Source organism: Qipengyuania aurantiaca (assembly GCF_019711375.1).
Lineage (GTDB): Bacteria > Pseudomonadota > Alphaproteobacteria > Sphingomonadales > Sphingomonadaceae > Qipengyuania > Qipengyuania aurantiaca.
In genome coordinates, this window is the sequence record NZ_CP081295.1 from 2,145,001 (window position 1) to 2,160,219 (window position 15,219).

General features: G+C 61.4%; 17 protein-coding genes, 1 tRNA gene and 2 rRNA genes (1 of these 20 only partly in view). 8 read left to right on the forward strand and 12 right to left on the reverse strand.

Going from position 1 to position 15,219, the window contains the following annotated elements; all coding sequences use genetic code 11:
* From K3148_RS10410 to K3148_RS10420, 3 genes are all read left to right on the forward strand, one after another.
* A 23S ribosomal RNA gene (locus K3148_RS10410) occupies positions 1–881 on the forward strand; it begins 1,909 nt to the left of the window's first position.
* A 117-nt stretch (positions 882–998) separates the two neighbouring features.
* Positions 999–1,113 (forward strand): 5S ribosomal RNA (rrf, locus tag K3148_RS10415).
* A 249-nt stretch (positions 1,114–1,362) separates the two neighbouring features.
* A tRNA-Met gene (locus K3148_RS10420) sits at positions 1,363–1,439 on the forward strand.
* Here the strand turns inward: K3148_RS10420 and K3148_RS14040 are convergent.
* Positions 1,396–2,100, reverse strand: coding sequence for a recombinase zinc ribbon domain-containing protein (locus tag K3148_RS14040; protein ID WP_425594659.1), 705 nt, complete (start codon positions 2,098–2,100; stop codon positions 1,396–1,398). The two genes, K3148_RS10420 and K3148_RS14040, sit on opposite strands and share 44 nt — an antisense overlap.
* Here K3148_RS14040 and K3148_RS10425 point away from each other — a divergent pair.
* The 4 genes from K3148_RS10425 to K3148_RS10440 all read left to right on the forward strand — a co-directional run bounded on the left by K3148_RS10425 (position 2,099) and on the right by K3148_RS10440 (position 4,057).
* Positions 2,099–2,302, forward strand: coding sequence for a hypothetical protein (locus K3148_RS10425; RefSeq protein WP_221424736.1), 204 nt, complete (start codon positions 2,099–2,101; stop codon positions 2,300–2,302). The genes K3148_RS14040 and K3148_RS10425 overlap by 2 nt on opposite strands.
* 146 nt (positions 2,303–2,448) lie before the next feature.
* Positions 2,449–2,931 carry a hypothetical protein gene (locus K3148_RS10430; RefSeq protein WP_221424737.1) on the forward strand — a complete coding sequence of 161 codons (483 nt, stop codon included), beginning with the start codon at positions 2,449–2,451 and terminating at the stop codon, positions 2,929–2,931.
* A gap of 68 nt (positions 2,932–2,999) precedes the next feature.
* The gene (locus K3148_RS10435; RefSeq protein WP_247711547.1) at positions 3,000–3,557 is read left to right on the forward strand and encodes a hypothetical protein; all 558 of its coding nucleotides are present in this window, start codon (positions 3,000–3,002) and stop codon (positions 3,555–3,557) included.
* A complete protein-coding gene (locus K3148_RS10440; RefSeq protein ID WP_221424739.1) occupies positions 3,554–4,057 on the forward strand; it encodes a hypothetical protein in 504 nt (167 codons plus the stop codon). Before K3148_RS10435 ends, K3148_RS10440 begins: the two co-directional genes overlap by 4 nt.
* A 180-nt stretch (positions 4,058–4,237) precedes the next feature.
* Here the strand turns inward: K3148_RS10440 and hemN are convergent, their stop codons facing one another.
* The 11 genes from hemN to K3148_RS10495 form a co-directional block, all read right to left on the reverse strand.
* Positions 4,238–5,551, reverse strand: a complete 1,314-nt coding sequence (gene hemN / locus K3148_RS10445) for an oxygen-independent coproporphyrinogen III oxidase (RefSeq protein WP_221426687.1) — start codon at positions 5,549–5,551, stop codon at positions 4,238–4,240.
* Between the two features lie 32 nt (positions 5,552–5,583).
* Complete coding sequence (locus K3148_RS10450) at positions 5,584–5,793, reverse strand: hypothetical protein (RefSeq protein ID WP_221424740.1); 210 nt, start codon at positions 5,791–5,793, stop codon at positions 5,584–5,586.
* The gene (ccoS, locus tag K3148_RS10455; protein WP_221424741.1) at positions 5,790–5,942 is read right to left on the reverse strand and encodes a cbb3-type cytochrome oxidase assembly protein CcoS; all 153 of its coding nucleotides are present in this window, start codon (positions 5,940–5,942) and stop codon (positions 5,790–5,792) included. The genes K3148_RS10450 and ccoS overlap by 4 nt, the downstream gene beginning before the upstream one ends.
* A complete protein-coding gene (locus K3148_RS10460; RefSeq protein WP_221424742.1) occupies positions 5,939–8,062 on the reverse strand; it encodes a heavy metal translocating P-type ATPase in 2,124 nt (707 codons plus the stop codon). Before K3148_RS10460 ends, ccoS begins: the two co-directional genes overlap by 4 nt.
* Complete coding sequence (locus K3148_RS10465) at positions 8,059–8,508, reverse strand: FixH family protein (protein ID WP_345719530.1); 450 nt, start codon at positions 8,506–8,508, stop codon at positions 8,059–8,061. The genes K3148_RS10460 and K3148_RS10465 overlap by 4 nt, the downstream gene beginning before the upstream one ends.
* Positions 8,505–10,088, reverse strand: coding sequence for a cytochrome c oxidase accessory protein CcoG (gene ccoG, locus K3148_RS10470; RefSeq protein WP_221424743.1), 1,584 nt, complete (start codon positions 10,086–10,088; stop codon positions 8,505–8,507). Before ccoG ends, K3148_RS10465 begins: the two co-directional genes overlap by 4 nt.
* On the reverse strand, positions 10,075–10,986 hold the full coding sequence (ccoP, locus tag K3148_RS10475) for a cytochrome-c oxidase, cbb3-type subunit III (protein WP_221424744.1): 912 nt from the start codon (positions 10,984–10,986) through the stop codon (positions 10,075–10,077). The genes ccoG and ccoP overlap by 14 nt, the downstream gene beginning before the upstream one ends.
* Positions 10,976–11,140, reverse strand: coding sequence for a cbb3-type cytochrome c oxidase subunit 3 (locus tag K3148_RS10480; protein ID WP_221424745.1), 165 nt, complete (start codon positions 11,138–11,140; stop codon positions 10,976–10,978). Before K3148_RS10480 ends, ccoP begins: the two co-directional genes overlap by 11 nt.
* On the reverse strand, positions 11,137–11,901 hold the full coding sequence (gene ccoO / locus K3148_RS10485; RefSeq protein ID WP_221424746.1) for a cytochrome-c oxidase, cbb3-type subunit II: 765 nt from the start codon (positions 11,899–11,901) through the stop codon (positions 11,137–11,139). The genes K3148_RS10480 and ccoO overlap by 4 nt, the downstream gene beginning before the upstream one ends.
* Positions 11,902–11,913: 12 nt before the next feature.
* Positions 11,914–13,587: a cytochrome-c oxidase, cbb3-type subunit I gene (ccoN, locus tag K3148_RS10490; RefSeq protein ID WP_221424747.1), complete on the reverse strand. Its 1,674-nt coding sequence runs from the start codon at positions 13,585–13,587 to the stop codon at positions 11,914–11,916.
* 79 nt (positions 13,588–13,666) lie between these two features.
* Complete coding sequence (locus tag K3148_RS10495; protein ID WP_221424748.1) at positions 13,667–14,368, reverse strand: helix-turn-helix domain-containing protein; 702 nt, start codon at positions 14,366–14,368, stop codon at positions 13,667–13,669.
* A 141-nt stretch (positions 14,369–14,509) separates the two neighbouring features.
* On the opposite strand from K3148_RS10495, the gene K3148_RS10500 reads away from it, so the two are divergent.
* Positions 14,510–15,178, forward strand: coding sequence for an OmpW/AlkL family protein (locus K3148_RS10500; RefSeq protein WP_221424749.1), 669 nt, complete (start codon positions 14,510–14,512; stop codon positions 15,176–15,178).
* Positions 15,179–15,219: the final 41 nt, after the last annotated feature.

The window sequence follows — 15,219 nt, forward strand, 5'->3', positions numbered from 1 at the left end:
ATGCTCAGCGAAATTGAATTCTCCGTGAAGATGCGGAGTACCCGCGGTTAGACGGAAAGACCCCGTGCACCTTTACTGCAGCTTCAGAGTGGCATTAGGAAAGAGTTGTGTAGCATAGGTGGGAGGCTTTGAAGCGAGAGCGCCAGTTCTCGTGGAGCCATAGGTGAAATACCACCCTGCTGTTTTCTGATGTCTAACCAGCTACCGTTATCCGGTAGTGGGACCCTCTGTGGCGGGTAGTTTGACTGGGGCGGTCGCCTCCTAAAGAGTAACGGAGGCGCGCGATGGTAGGCTCAGGACGGTTGGAAACCGTCTGCAAGAGTGCAATGGCATAAGCCTGCCTGACTGCGAGACTGACGAGTCGAGCAGAGACGAAAGTCGGTCATAGTGATCCGGTGGTCCCTCGTGGAAGGGCCATCGCTCAACGGATAAAAGGTACGCCGGGGATAACAGGCTGATGATTCCCAAGAGCTCATATCGACGGAATCGTTTGGCACCTCGATGTCGGCTCATCACATCCTGGGGCTGGAGCAGGTCCCAAGGGTTTGGCTGTTCGCCAATTAAAGTGGTACGTGAGCTGGGTTCAGAACGTCGCGAGACAGTTTGGTCCCTATCTGCCGTGGGCGTCGATACTTGAAAGGAGTTGCCCCTAGTACGAGAGGACCGGGGTGAACGTACCTCTGGTGTACCTGTCATCCTGCCAAGGGTGCCGCAGGGTAGCTATGTACGGACGGGATAACCGCTGAAAGCATCTAAGCGGGAAGCCTCCCTTAAGATAAGGTATCTTCGAACCGTCGTAGACCACGACGTTGATAGGCCGGGTGTGGAAGCGCAGTAATGTGTGGAGCTAACCGGTCCTAATAGTTCTTTTCGCGCTTGTAGGATCCATACCATCAACGACAGCTCTGATGCTGTCCGCGAGGTGGAGGAAACTCTAGCCGGATAAGCCCAACAAAGCTCAAAGCATCGATTTAAACCCATGTCCGCCAGCTCTATTGCTTGGTGACCTTAGCGTCTGTGACCCACCCGATCCCATCTCGAACTCGGCCGTGAAACCGGACAGCGCCGATGGTACTAGTGCTCAAGCACTGGAAGAGTAGGTCGTCGCCAGGCATTAAAGCCGGCGGGCATGCGGGAAACAAACCCATTCACAGTTTCAAAAAAGCCGCTGCCGGGCAAACCCGAGCGGCGGCTTTTTCGTCTCTGGCCTCTCCAAGCCGGTGACGAAGGCGCCATCGAAGTGCGCAGCACTTCGCAAGGCCGACCGGCCGTCCGCAGCGACGCGACCTTCAGGTCGCATGAGCGAGGATAGCCAAGCCGACGGAGGTCGGCGCCGGCGCTTGAGGCGAAACAAAAAATTACCGCGGGGTGGAGCAGTCCGGTAGCTCGTCAGGCTCATAACCTGAAGGTCGTTGGTTCAAATCCAACCCCCGCAACCACCATTACAGAACACTCCCTCCGGACAGCCCAGTCGGCGTCATTCAGCGAAGCCGCGTAGGTCGCCAAATCGACCACATTTGCGGAAATCTCTCCCTCGGGCGCCTCGCCTGGATAAATCGTGACGCTCTGAATGAGCGCTCCGACGACCTCCACGGCCTGCAATCGAATGGTCTCATCTTCCAACGCCGCGCGAAGGTTCTTCACCTTTGCCTTGAACCGCTGGACAAGGACCGGGTGAGGAAGGACTTTCATTTTGGGACTGGCGGTGGGCTTTGCTGTTTCGAGTGCATTCTTTTCGCGCTCAAGATCGGCGAGCATCTTGTGCAAGGTTGGGCTCGCTGAGCTAACAAGCATATTGTTGGCGAGTGTCGCGATCTGTCCTTCGAGCTCCTTCAACCGCGCCGCGTTTCGGATGTCACTGGCGTCCGCGCTGCGGCTCTGAAGCTCGATTTGCCTGTGGACCTTGGCAACGAAGAGCTCGACAAGCTTCGGATCCAGGAGATGGTTCTCGATACAGGAAAGCGCTGCCTCCTCGATATCGCGACGCCGGATCGACAGTGAGTTGTGGCAGGTACCCCGCTCCCTGTTCCCCGGACAACGGTAGTAATCTTTGCGAGCAATCGTAAACTTCGAGCCGCACGATGCGCGCTTTGCAGCAATGCTCGCTTGGGTTGATCAAGATCGCGGCCTCTATCTCATCCCAGACGAGGACGCCGACGAATGGGGAGAGATCTCCTTCAAGTTCGATCGCGGACTCCGAAAGGTCGATCAGCCTTGGGCTGATGAGGCCGACCGGCAGCGCGGTCTCGCCGAAGCGATGGCCCTGCTCCTGGCTGAAGGGTTCGAGCGCCGGGCCAGCTGACCCCGGAATGAAGTGAAGTCTCGGCGTGTAGGCCGAGTGAGTTATGAAAATAGATGAGGGAGGTCGAGCTCGGCCAGAGCGGCCTCCCTCGAAGGAATAATACAATGAATGCAATTTCTTTGCACCGCCCTCTCGAGGGCGAGCCCATGCTGCGGCCTATCACCCATCGCACGGGTAGCCGCTTCGCCTCACTGCTGATCTCTTGCGGCCTCGTCACCGTCGAGACAGTTCGCTTCGACGAACGCATCAGGGGCGGCTTCTTCGAGAGCGAAGATGCCGGAGTGCTGGTCACAGCTACCAGCTGCGATCGACCGCTTTTCTGTCACGAGTGTGAGGTTTTGGCGCACTTTGCGCACAAGGATCTTGTCCTGATGCGCTTCGATCCGCTCGAAGGCGCCTCCTTTGACGTCCTGCTCGAAGGTAGCCAGGCCTGGCAGTGCAACTATCTCGCGTGGGGGCGCGAAGGTGAAGATCTCTGGCTCATTCCCGCACACACCGAAGGACCCTTCTTCCGGCTGAGCGAGAAGGGGCTCGAGACTTTTCAGGGGGCTCCTTACGAAAGCGGCTATCAGCGCTACGCCGGCATTATCCGCGCAACCGAAACTCCCTCGTTCGATGGGAGGTTCTAATCATGGCTCAGGTCACATTACAGACTGGCTTGGATAGCGGATGCGAAGAGGATGCACCACGCAACAAGATGAGCGTCTTCGTTCATGGCATGTGCGACGCGCATCCCGATTTCGCCTTCTCCCGGTATTGGTACAAACAGCAGGAGAACAGGGAGGGCGTGCGCTCCTGGCTCGACAAGAAGATGTTCCCCGGAAAAGACCCCAACTTCGGCTACGCAGCCAAGTACGATGTCCTGCTCCCGCTCACGGCTCCCGGCGATCTTGTCAGGGCCGGGGCGCTTGTCGACCGGTTCGACGATACCCTTCCGCCTTACGAGCATCATGCGATGATCCAGGTGAAGATCATGCTCGACCCCGAAGAGGCTTGGCACCTCGGCTTCGAGCGGGTTCGCAGCTATGCGCGGGCGCATTTCGCTCCACGCCTTGCCACGATCTTGATCGCCCATATCCCCGCGATGGGAGGCCTAAAGGGGCAGGGCAATCACGTTCATTGCGGTGTTCTCTCGCGCGAGTTGAACATCAACGGTTTCGGTGGCGCGTGCACCACCCTGTGTAGCGACCAGGGTTATCAAGCTGCCTTGGCTGCCTGGCGCGAACACAAGGAACAGTGGGAGCCGGGCGCATGAGCAAGTCACAGCGGGCCACCGCATCCGATCCTCTCGCCCGGCATTGGGCCCGGAAGGGCTCAGACGAACTCGATATGATCGAGGCTACTCTCGACCTCGCTCGCCAGCTTCTGGCGAGCGAGGAGGTCCAGCCATACGCGGGAGGGGAAAACCCGTTCGAGCTTGCTCCCTACCCGTGGGAAACCGCGGAGACGACTGCCGAAGATAAGCGTCGTATTTTCCTTGGGACCGTGAGTGAAATGGCCACTGGCCAAGGTCACACGGCTTGGTTCGCGGCTGGTCTCGCCAGGGATGAGAATGAGTTCCGCAGGAAGCTTGCTGCTCATATCGGACATGTTCTGGCCAATGGCGCAGAGGTCAGTGCGGGCTTGGGGGACTTCCCCTTGTCGCGGACCTTCATCTCGGCGCCGCTGCGACGGACTTTGGAGAGATTCGACAACAGCAAGGATGCGCCAGCAAGTTTCTTTTTCACCAGCCAATGGCACGAAAATCGTTCGTAAATCTGAAGCAACTGCCGCTCACTGCTAAGTTATAGCAGGGGCGGCCGCTTTGCGCCCATATTCGCCATTCCAACGATCGTTGCGATTGCCCGAAAGCCGACGTTCGCATGGTCGGCAATCTGCCATGTTTGGATTCTTTCCACTACCGAATGCGGCCGTTTGGTTATGCTATTCGAATAGCTAAACCGCCGAGCTGAATACTCGGCCTTGCGGCTGCCGATAGCGATCGAAGATTGCCGCGACGGTTCGCGCATAGGGCAAGCCTTCGGGCAGGATATCGAGCCATTGCCGGTCGACCGAAGCAAGCCCGCGATCAAGGAATGGCCGCAGTGCCTCGCTCGCCTCCCGCATCAGGCAGGCACCGAGTTGCGCGCGGCCCTGGCACAGCAGTTGCTCGATAACGGCCGCTCTATAGCGGTCGTCGGCGGTGCGCCTGATGCCTCGATTGGCTGCGAGTTGATCCTGCGAGGCGATCATCCGGTAGCGGCCGCTGTTCTTTTCGTTCTGCGCAAGCAGGTGCGGGAAACTGCTGATGGCCGATGCGCCGAGACCGATCAATATGTCGCTCGGATCGTCGGTAAAACCCTGGAAATTGCGGCGCAGCTTGCCCTCGAATGCCGCCCTCGCCAGCGGATCGCCTCCGGGCTTGGCAAAATGGTCGAACCCGATCGGCACATAGCCGTGAGTGGCGAAGTAAGTATAACCAAGCTCGGCCATGGCGAAGCGCTGGCGCTGGTCAGGAAGGTTGCTGTCGTCGATAGCCCTTTGCCGCGGCACGATATGCGGGACATGCGCGTAACCGAACAGAGCCACGCGGTCGGCGCCAAGCACACGAGTACGCTGGAGGCTGTCCTCCAGATCGCGCATCAATTGGCCGGGAAGTCCGTACATGAGGTCGAAATTGAGCGAGGTAACGCCCGCATCGCGCAGCCAGTCGACCGTCTGGACGATACAGTCTTCCGATTGGACGCGGCCAATGCCCTCTTGGCAATGGGTCGCGAAAGTTTGAACACCCAAGCTGGCACGTTCGATGCCGACACGCTCGATCGCCGCAGCCCACTCGCGAGTCATCGTTCGCGGGTCGAGTTCGATGGAAATGGTCGGATCGGGCGCGGCAAAGTTGAAGAACAGCGCATCGACCACGCGCTGGAAGTCGTCCGGGGCGAGGGCATTGGGGCTCCCGCCGCCAAACGAGATGCGCCTTATGCGGGTCGATGGCGGGAGCAGCGATGCGACGTGGACGATCTCATGATGGAGAGCATCGAGGTAGGATTCCAGCCGCTGACGCCGTCCCGCAGCTGCCGTGTTGCAGCCGCAGTAGAAGCAGATTTTCTCGCAGAACGGGATATGAATGTAGAGCGAGACGTCGCCATCTGCGTGGCGCAGGGCCTGCCGGTAATGGTCGGGATCGAGCTCACCGAATTCTGCAGCGGTGGGGTAGCTCGTATAGCGGGGAACGGGCTTTGCGAGTAGGTCTGGGTAATAGGTCCACATGGCGACCCTAATGGGCCGGCGATGAAGATCGGTCATTGAGCCAGATCAAATCTTTTGCGGCACGATCCGGCATGGCAAGCTTTTGCAGAACAAGGCGGATCGGGAGGCGACTTGCGCTTGATCGGGATTTCCACAAATCCGCCGCCGCATAGCTTGGCGGTGATTTTTGTGTCGGCAGCAGGCAGTGGTCCCAGCGCCAACGGCAAGAGGGCGCACAGTGCGGCAAGCGATGCGAGGCTCATCGCTCGTCTTCTTCGTCGTCGATCAGGATGCGCCGGGCGGCACCGTCCAGATCCTCGAACTGGCCCTTGCGCATGGCCCAGAAGAACGCCGCCAGACCCAGCAATCCTAGCCCCAGTGCGATAGGGATCAGGAAGGCCAGCCCACTCATTGCGCGGCCTTTGCGAGCCGGAGCGAATTGCCGACGACCACCAGCGAACTCAGTGACATAGCGACGGCGGCAATAAGCGGAGTGACCATGCCTGCCAGCGCCAAGGGTACCGCAAAGACGTTGTAGATTATCGCGAATGCGAAGTTCTGGCGCACGATTACCATGGTCTTGCGGGCAACCCGCACGGCTAGCGCGACCGGCATGAGCGCCCGGCCAAGAAAAACGGCGTCGGCTGCCTGCTGGCTCGCATCGCTGGCGCTTCCAGGCGCGATCGATGCGTGCGCGGCGGCCAGAGCGGGGCCGTCGTTCATTCCGTCACCGACCATCAGCGGCTTGTGCCCGTCGGACTTCAGGCCTTCAAGCAAACGCAGCTTGCCATCGGGAAGCAGTCCGGCCTGGGCGGCAATGCCGAGCTTCCTTGCTATCGCTTCAACCGGTCCGGGCCGGTCGCCCGATATGATCGAGGACCCTACGCCTTCGCGATTCAATGCTGCAAGCGCTTCTCCGGCATCTTCGCGGGGCGGGTCCGTAAAGGCGATCTCGATCGCCTCATCGCCAATCTTGAGACTGGTCGCGATGCGGTCGCCGGCATTCTGCGGGCGAACGAGCGCGACCGGCGTATCGCCGCTGCGCGCCAAGATACCGAGGCCGCTTTCTTCGCGCAGCCCGGACAAGGTGGCAGGCGCGATCCCTTCCGCTTCGAGCATCTTCGCTATTCCCTTGCTCAGCGGATGCCTGCTGCTGCGCGCCAAGGCGAGCGCGACCGAAGCCTGATATGTGGTGAGGTGGCCGAGTTGTGGTACCGGCTCGCCCAGCGTCAGCGTGCCCGTCTTGTCGAACAGGGCGACATCGACTTCAGCCAGCCGCTCGAGAGCGCTGCCGTCCTTGACCAGCAATCCGCGTTTCGCGAGAGCGCCCGAAGCCACCACCTGCGCGGCTGGTACGGCAAGTCCCATGGCGCATGGACAGGTAATGATCAGCACGGCGATCGCAATGATCACCGACTGGTGCCAGCCAGCCCCGGCGATCATCCACCCTGCAAAAGCCAACAGGGCAAGCGAATGGACGGCCGGAGCATAGAGACGGGACGCACGGTCAGCGATGCGGACATAGCTGCTCCGTGACTGCCCTGCTTCGTCCATCAGCCGGGCGATTTCCGCGAGCGCCGTGTCGGAAGCTGCCGCAGTTACCCGCACCTGCACGGGATTGCCGAGGTTGATGGCGCCCGCATGGACGAGATCGCCCTGCCGCACCCCCTCGGGTGTGCTCTCTCCGGTCAGCATGGCGTTGTCGAGCGTGGTCGAGCCCTCTTCGATGACACCGTCTGCCGCCAGCGCCTCTCCGGCCGCCACCAGCATCAGCATAGCGGGTTCAAGATCTTCCGCGGCCAGCCTCCGGTGCGCGCCGTTGCCTTCCAGGACCGTCGCGCTTTTTCCCATCCGCGAGAGCAAGGCACCGATGCCCGCACGCGTCTTGTTGCGCATCACCGCATCGAGCGCCCGACCGGCAAGCAGGAAGAACAGCAGCATCACTGCGCCGTCGAAATAGGCATGCTCCCCTCCGGTCATCGTCTCGGAAATGCTTAGGCCCGTTGCCAGCAGGACGCCGATAGAGATCGGCACGTCCATGTTGGTGCGGCGGTGGCGCAGGGCCATGGCAGCGCTTTCGAAGAATGGGCGACCGGAATAGGCGACGACAGGCACGGCGATCAGCGCGGACAGCCAGTGAAAGAGCTCGCGAGTCACACCGCCCGCGCCAGACCAAACACTGACCGACAGGAGCATGATGTTCATCATGCCGAAGCCCGCCACGGCCAGAGCACGCATCAGCGCTTTGCTCTCCCGGTCGTCCGTTGCCAGCGGGTTGTCGGCAACCTTCTGGGCTTCGAACCCGATCTTCTCGATTGCCTCGACCAAGTTCTGTTCTGTCAGACCCTTATTGTGTCGGACCGCGACCCGCTTGGATGAAAAATTGACTCGCGCCGCTTCGACACCGTCGATTTCCGCCAGTCCGCGTTCGATCTTCGCGATGCAGCCGGCACAGCGCATGCCCGGAACCGTAAAGCGGCTGTCCGTGAGCCGTGCGCCATCGATCGGCCCTCGGGCGAACGGAGCGTTCATTGCAGCTCCGTTTCTTCGACCCAGCGCGTGTCGCCATGCTCGATTGCGAGGCGTGCGATCCAGCGGCCGGACGGCAAGGTCTCGGCCGAGGTATAAGTCTCGTCAGCGAGCCTCTCGAAAGTCATCGCACGGTCCTCAGGCTGGCCAAGCGGCCTGCGCAGACTGGCCGACAGCTTTGCGTACCCCGGAACGCCCGTGGTGGTCACGATCAGCCGCCCATCCTCGGCGCGGGACAGCTTCGCCGAATAGCCCAGTTCTCCGGCAGCCCGCGCGTCCTCCAGCCAACCGTTGAACTTCTGGCTCGCGACGTATGAGTTTTCGACCACGACGCCCCCGAACCCACCGACAGCCAGCGATGCCATGTAAAAATTGACAGCGATCACGATCGCGAAACCGCCGACCAGTATCATAGCCATGTGTTTTCCGGTGAAGGGGCGCTGCATCATTCTTCCTCCGGCGCATCGAAGCGGGTCTGGACGGTATCGGTCTCGCGCTGCGCGTCGAGCGAGGTGACTCGGAAGGTAAACTGCTGGGATTCCGCACCCTCTGGGACAGCGACATAGGCGCGCACCTGCCGCACCAGGTCGGCGGGAACCGTTACCCTTTGGACGGATGATGCCTCGTCGCGCCCGATCGTGTCGGTCCACATCACGCCGCCGGCCAGGCCCTCGACCGCAATCTCCATCTCTCGCGGCCGGCTTTCCATATTGCGCAGCTTGAGCGTGTAGGAATTACGCACCGAACCATCCGACAACAGCATGAAGGGCGGGTTGCGATCGGGCGCGACGGTGAGTTCGGTGTGGCTGCGGTTGCCCAGCGCAAACAGTAACGCGCCGCCGATGCCTGCCCAGATCATGAAATAGGCGATGGTGCGAGGACGCATGAGCGTGCGCAGCGGTGACTTCGGCTCACCTCCCGCCGCCTCGCGCTCGCAGTCTTCCAGCGTCGCATAATCGATAAGTCCGCGCGGGCGGCCGATGTCCTTCATGACCTTGTCGCAAGCGTCGATACACAGCGCACATGTAATGCACCCGATCTGCGGGCCCTCGCGGATATCGATGCCGGTGGGGCAGACCTGCACGCATTGCGTACAATCGATGCAATCGCCGAACTGACCCGGATTCTTCTGCGCTTTCTTGACGCTGCCGCGCGGTTCGCCCCGCCAGTCCTTGTAGGTGACGATCAGCGATTTCTCGTCGAGCATGGCGGTCTGGATGCGCGGCCAGGGGCACATGTAGATGCAGACCTGCTCGCGCATGAAGCCGCCCAGGGTGACGGTAGTCAGCGTGAGGATGGCGACGGTGATATAGGCGACAGGCGCTGCTTCGCCGCGCCAGAAATCATGCACGAGGGTGGGCGCGTCGGCGAAATACATTATCCAAGCGCCACCGGTCCAGAAACCAATTACAAGGTATATCGACCATTTGAATGCCCGGCGCATGACCTTGCCCCAGGTCCAAGGTGCCGCATCGAGACGCACGCGCGCGTTGCGGTCCCCGTCGACGAAGCGGTCGACATGCTGGAACAGGTCGGTCCACACCGTCTGCGGGCAGGCATAGCCACACCACGCGCGGCCAACCGCGCTGGTGACGAGGAAAAGCCCGATCCCCGCCATTATCAGCAATCCGGCGACGAAATAGAATTCGTGTGGCCAGATCTCGATGCTGAACATGTAGAAGCGCCGGTTGGCGAGATCGACCAGCACCGCCTGGTCGGGCGCATAGGGGCCGCGGTCCCAGCGCAGCCACGGGGTCACGTAGTAAATCCCCAGCGTGACCAGCATCACCAGCCATTTGAAACGCCGGAAAGGCCCGTCGATGCGCTTGTTGTGGACCGCCTTGCGCGGTTCGTAGAGCCGTTCGGGCAGGTGCTCACGAGAAGGCTCGTGAGGCTCGTGGCGGCGCGTGGCCGCCTCGGGCTCGGCAACCGCACTGGAAACAGGCTCGTTGGTCTTGGCGACGCCGTCTTCGACGACCACCGACCAGTCGCGCCCGCCTCCCGGCTTGGGGTCGTCAGGGTTGCTCATCGACCTCTACCTCGGGATCCTTGGCGACTTCGATGAAGTCTTCGCCTCCCCCGAGCGAATGGACATAGGCGGCCAGCATCTTGACCGTGACAGGATCGAGACGCCCCTCCCACTTCGGCATCATGCCCATGCGCGGGTCGAGGATCTGTCGCTTGATCGCCTCGCGGCTGCTACCGCGCAGCCAGATGGCATCGTTGAGCCGTGGAGCGCCCAGTTCGCGGTTACCGCCACCACTGGCACCATGGCAGGCTACGCAGTTGTCAGCGTAGAGCTGCGCGCCAGCCCTGCTGCTTTCCGCCTTTCCGCTGAGCGAGAGGACATGGTCCACGAGCTGGTCGAGCTGCGCGTTGTCGAATGCTCCGGCGAAGGGCGGCATCTGGCTGGTGCGCGTCTCGTCGTCGCCAGGCTGCCGGATGCCGTGCGTCAGCGTGTAATGAATTGCCTTGAGATCGCCGCCCCACAGCCAGTCGTCATCGTTGAGATTGGGATAGCCGAGCTCCTGGCTGCCCGCCGCACCGGAGCCATGGCACTGGACGCAATTTACGCGGAAAGCTGCCGCGCCGCCGGCAACGGCCTGTTGCATCAGCTCGCTGTCTTCACCCAGCCTTTCGATCGGCGTGCGAGCCAGTTGTTCGCGCATTGTGGCGCGCGCCTGGTCGGCGGCGGTCATTTCCTTGGCCAGCTGGCCGCGGCTGGTCCAGCCGAGCACGCCTTGTGTCGCCTTGTCGATCATCGGCCAGGCCGGATAGGCAATGACATATCCGATCGCGAAGACGACCGTGAGATAGAAGGTCCACAGCCACCAGCGCGGCAGCGGCGTATCCAGCTCCTCGATACCGTCCCATTCGTGGCCGACAGTCCGCGTGCCGGTCGGTTCATCGATGCGCTTATTCGCCATCGTCTTGTCCTTCGAAGATCAGGGTTGCAGCCTCGTGGTTGCGGTCTTTTGCACCCGGGCGGAACGGCCAAGCGCACAGGCCGACGAAGAGCAGCAGCATCACGACAAGTGCGTAGCTGTCCGCAAAATGGCGCAGTGTTTCGTAAAAGCTCACCGGCCCTTCTCCTCGGCAAGTTCCTCCAGCCCCGCGGCGCTTTCGAAATCGACCAGCGTGCCCAGCATCTGGAGATAAGCGATGAGCGCATCCATCTCGGTCAGGCGATCGGGATCGCCATCGAAATCGCGGATTTGCGCCTTGGGATAGCGCTCTGCGAGATTACCCGAATCGGCGTCGGGATCGGCCTGTGCGAGCATGTCCGCCCGAGCATTTGCGAGGTCTTCCTCGCGATAGGGAACGCCCACGCGCATCAGCGCAACCATGGTCGCTTCGGGATCGCCGATCTCGAGATCAGTTTCCTTGAGGAAGCCGTATTGCGGCATCACGCTTTCGGGCACCACGCTCTGCGGATCGGTGAGGTGCTGCACATGCCACTCGTCCGAATAGCGTCCACCTACACGCGCCAAGTCTGGCCCTGTGCGCTTCGACCCCCACTGAAAGGGGTGATCGTACATGCTTTCCGCTGCAAGACTGTAATGGCCGTATCGTTCGACCTCGTCCCGGAACGGGCGGACCATCTGGCTGTGGCAGACATAGCAGCCCTCGCGAACATAAATGTCACGGCCAGCCTGCTCGAGTGGAGTGTAGGGTCGTACGCCTTCCACCTGCTCGATCGTGTTTTCGAGATAGAACAGCGGCACCAGCTGCACGAGACCGCCAATGGCGACGGTCACGAAGGTACCGATGGCAAGCAGGGTGATATTGCGTTCGAGCCGCTTGTGGCCCGTGACGGTCTCTTCGACGATGGGATCGGTCATGATTGCTGGATCCTATTCGGCCGGAACGGCACTGGGCTGGTTGACGATGGGACGGTCTGCCTGCGGGTCGTAGGCCGCGTCGCGCAGGGGCGCTTCGTCCCGCAGCTTGCCGGCCAGCGTCATCCAGATGTTGTAAGACATGATCAGTGCACCGCCGAGGTACATGAGCCCGCCGACTGCGCGCATAACGTACATTGGGAACATCGCGGCGACGCTGTCGGCGAACGACCAGACGAGATAGCCGTCGGGGCCGTATTCGCGCCACATGAGACCCTGCATGATGCCGGCGACCCACATGCTGGCGGCGTAGAAAACGATGCCGATCGTCGCGAGCCAGAAGTGCCAGTTGATCATGCGCAGCGAGAACATCCGTTCGCGCTTCCACAGGCGCGGCACGAGGAAATAGACGCAGGCGAAGGTGATCATCCCGTTCCATCCCAGCGCGCCTGAATGGACGTGGCCGATGGTCCAGTCGGTGTAGTGCGACAGCGAGTTCACGCTCTTGATCGACAGCATCGGACCTTCGAAGGTGCTCATGCCGTAGAAGGCGAGCGCCATCACCATCATGCGGATAATCGGGTCGGTGCGGACCTTGTCCCAGGCACCGTTCAGGGTCATCAGCCCGTTTATCATCCCGCCCCAGCTCGGCATCCACAGCATGATCGAAAAGACCATGCCCAGCGTCTGCGCCCAGTCCGGCAGTGCGGTGTAATGGAGGTGGTGCGGACCCGCCCAGATGTAGAGGAAGATCAGCGACCAGAAATGGATGATCGACAGGCGGTAAGAATAGACCGGGCGCTCGGCCTGCTTCGGGACGAAGTAGTACATCATCGCCAGGAAGCCCGCGGTCAGGAAGAAGCCGACCGCGTTATGGCCGTACCACCACTGGGTCAGCGCATCCTGCACGCCCGACCACACGACATAGCTTTTTGCGCCGAGCAGGCTGACGGGCATGGCCAGGTTGTTTACGATGTGAAGCATCGCCACGGTCACGATGAATGCGAGGTAGAACCAGTTCGCGACGTAGATGTGCGGCTCTTTGCGTTTGGCGAGCGTGCCCACGAACACGATAAAATAGGCTACCCAGACGATGGTCAGCCACAGATCGACATACCACTCAGGCTCGGCATATTCCTTGGATTGGGTAACGCCCAGCAGGTAGCCGGTGGCCGCCAGCACGATGAACAGTTGGTAGCCCCAGAACACGAAGCGGGCGAGACCCGGAAAGGCGAGCTGGGTTCGGCAGGTGCGCTGGACGACATAGAAGCTGGTCGCCAGCAGGGCATTCCCGCCGAAGGCGAAGATCACCGCGCTGGTATGGAGCGGGCGCAGGCGGCCGAAATTCAGGTAGGGCTCGAAATTGAGCCACGGGAAGGCGAGCTGCGAGGCAATGAATACACCTGCCAGAAGGCCTGCCAGCCCCCAGAACATCGTGGCTATGACGCCCCAACGGACCGGGTCGTCGTCATAGCGCGACGGACCTTCGGGCATGTTGAAAAAGCCCTGCGCCTTGCCCATGGGGTCGAACCGCGATGCGCTTAGCCAGATCATCACGAAGCCCAGCAGGGCGATGATCCAGGCATGCGCGGCAAAGCCGCTATCGGCTGCACCAAGGGCCGCCGCCATCGCGGCAAGCATCACCAGGAACCACAGGCCCACCCGACCCAGCGCAGTTTCCGCTCGCATAAAATTCTCCGTCCTTTTGCCGGGGGTTAGGCTGCAGGGCCGCGATGGGCATTGACCCAGATCAAATTTGGAAAAGAAATCACGCCGCCTCGCGCATAAACCCCGCACGACCCCGCAGGAGCGAGGGTTTGAGGAGGACGATGCCGGAGCGCCCGAGGGTTTCGATGACCCGCTCGTCCCTCAGCTTGGTGAGCTGCCGGCTGACCGTTTCGATCGTCAGGCCGAGGCTCTCGGCAATGTCGCGGCGGGACATTGGCAGGTCGAGCCCGACGCGGCCGTCCTGCTCGACACCGATCCTCTCGGCCATCGCGAGAAGGAATACGGCAAGCCTTTCGCGTGCGTTCTTGCGTCCGAGCGCGATGGTCTTCTCGCGGCAACGCCGCAGCGAAAGCGTCGTGTTCTCGAGCAAATACTGCAACACGCCCGCCTCGCCTGCTGCCAGCGCAAGGAAATCCGTGGATGCGAAGGTCAGGATATCGCTATCGCGCAGCGCGCTGACCGAGTAGGAATAGTTATCGGGTTCGGGGACGGTGAAGACATCTCCGGCGAAATGGAACGCCACGATCTGGTCGCGCGATTGCGAGGCATGGGCGACCAGCTTCGTCGCTCCCCGCGCGACGTAAACGATCTGCTGCCCGTCCTCCCCGATCTCGAGCGACGCATCATGCACAAGCTGGCGCAGGATCGCGAGCGAGCGAAATCGCAGGTGGGCCGCGTCGGTCAGGCTGGCGGGAAGGACCTGGCAGGCGAACAGCTCGAAGGCCTGTGCGAAGGTAATCATGCAGGCTGATTGCTGCGAAACCGGTCGCAACGCCTTGATCCAGATCAATGCCGGGCGATTTGCTCACCCCTAATCCAGCACCCGACGCCGCAAGAACCCTGGGTCGCATCGTGCGACCACTGCGGCGCTAAGGATATGATGATGAAAAAGTTGCTCGCGGCTGCACTCACCGGTGCGGCGATGCTCGCAACCCCTGCGATGGCGCAGGCCGACGAAGGCAAGATCCAGTTCAAGCTTCTCGGCACCTATGTGATGCCCGACGGCGAAATTACTTCGGTCAATACCGACATCGTCGGCCTTCCCGCCGGCACGCAAACCACAGCCAGCGACAATTTCGTGCCCACGCTGGCGATCGAGTATTTCGTCAGCCCTGAATTCTCGATCGAGACGATCTGCTGCATGACGCAGCACGATGTCGATGCGGTCTCCGGCCTGACCGGCGCCGAACTCGTTTCGGATGGCAAGCTCATCCCGGCTACTTTCACCGCCAAATACCACCTGAACGCGGGCGATGTGAAACCTTATGTCGGAGCAGGCGCGACCTACTTCTGGTGGGTCGATGCCGAGCCCGGCGCGGATACGATCCCACTCGGTGTGACGCGTACGACGCTTTCCGACGAGTTTGGCTTTGTCGTGCAGGCAGGTGTCGACATCGCGCTCGGAGACGGCGGCATGGGCGTCGCGCTGGACGCCAAGCGCTATTTCGTGGGCACGACCGCACGATGGTACGCTGGCGATACGCTGGCCATCGAGACCGAGCACGATCTCGATCCTTGGGTCCTGAGCGCGGGCGTCAGCTACCGCTTCTGACCACAATCCAAAAGGACCGTCCTTCGGGGGAGTGGGCGGCC

Coding starts and splice junctions, on each gene's coding strand:
- ccoP (WP_221424744.1), bottom strand. CDS start 10,986: ATGGCGAATAAGCGCATCGATGAACCGACCGGCACGCGGACTGTCGGC.
- K3148_RS10460 (WP_221424742.1), bottom strand. CDS start 8,062: ATGAACGCTCCGTTCGCCCGAGGGCCGATCGATGGCGCACGGCTCACG.
- hemN (WP_221426687.1), bottom strand. CDS start 5,551: ATGTGGACCTATTACCCAGACCTACTCGCAAAGCCCGTTCCCCGCTAT.
- ccoN (WP_221424747.1), bottom strand. CDS start 13,587: ATGCGAGCGGAAACTGCGCTGGGTCGGGTGGGCCTGTGGTTCCTGGTG.
- K3148_RS10435 (WP_247711547.1), top strand. CDS start 3,000: ATGAGCGTCTTCGTTCATGGCATGTGCGACGCGCATCCCGATTTCGCC.
- K3148_RS10440 (WP_221424739.1), top strand. CDS start 3,554: ATGAGCAAGTCACAGCGGGCCACCGCATCCGATCCTCTCGCCCGGCAT.
- ccoG (WP_221424743.1), bottom strand. CDS start 10,088: ATGAGCAACCCTGACGACCCCAAGCCGGGAGGCGGGCGCGACTGGTCG.
- ccoO (WP_221424746.1), bottom strand. CDS start 11,901: ATGACCGATCCCATCGTCGAAGAGACCGTCACGGGCCACAAGCGGCTC.
- K3148_RS10495 (WP_221424748.1), bottom strand. CDS start 14,368: ATGATTACCTTCGCACAGGCCTTCGAGCTGTTCGCCTGCCAGGTCCTT.
- K3148_RS10430 (WP_221424737.1), top strand. CDS start 2,449: ATGCTGCGGCCTATCACCCATCGCACGGGTAGCCGCTTCGCCTCACTG.
- K3148_RS10465 (WP_345719530.1), bottom strand. CDS start 8,508: ATGATGCAGCGCCCCTTCACCGGAAAACACATGGCTATGATACTGGTC.
- K3148_RS10425 (WP_221424736.1), top strand. CDS start 2,099: ATGCTCGCTTGGGTTGATCAAGATCGCGGCCTCTATCTCATCCCAGAC.
- ccoS (WP_221424741.1), bottom strand. CDS start 5,942: ATGAGTGGGCTGGCCTTCCTGATCCCTATCGCACTGGGGCTAGGATTG.
- K3148_RS10500 (WP_221424749.1), top strand. CDS start 14,510: ATGAAAAAGTTGCTCGCGGCTGCACTCACCGGTGCGGCGATGCTCGCA.
- K3148_RS10450 (WP_221424740.1), bottom strand. CDS start 5,793: ATGAGCCTCGCATCGCTTGCCGCACTGTGCGCCCTCTTGCCGTTGGCG.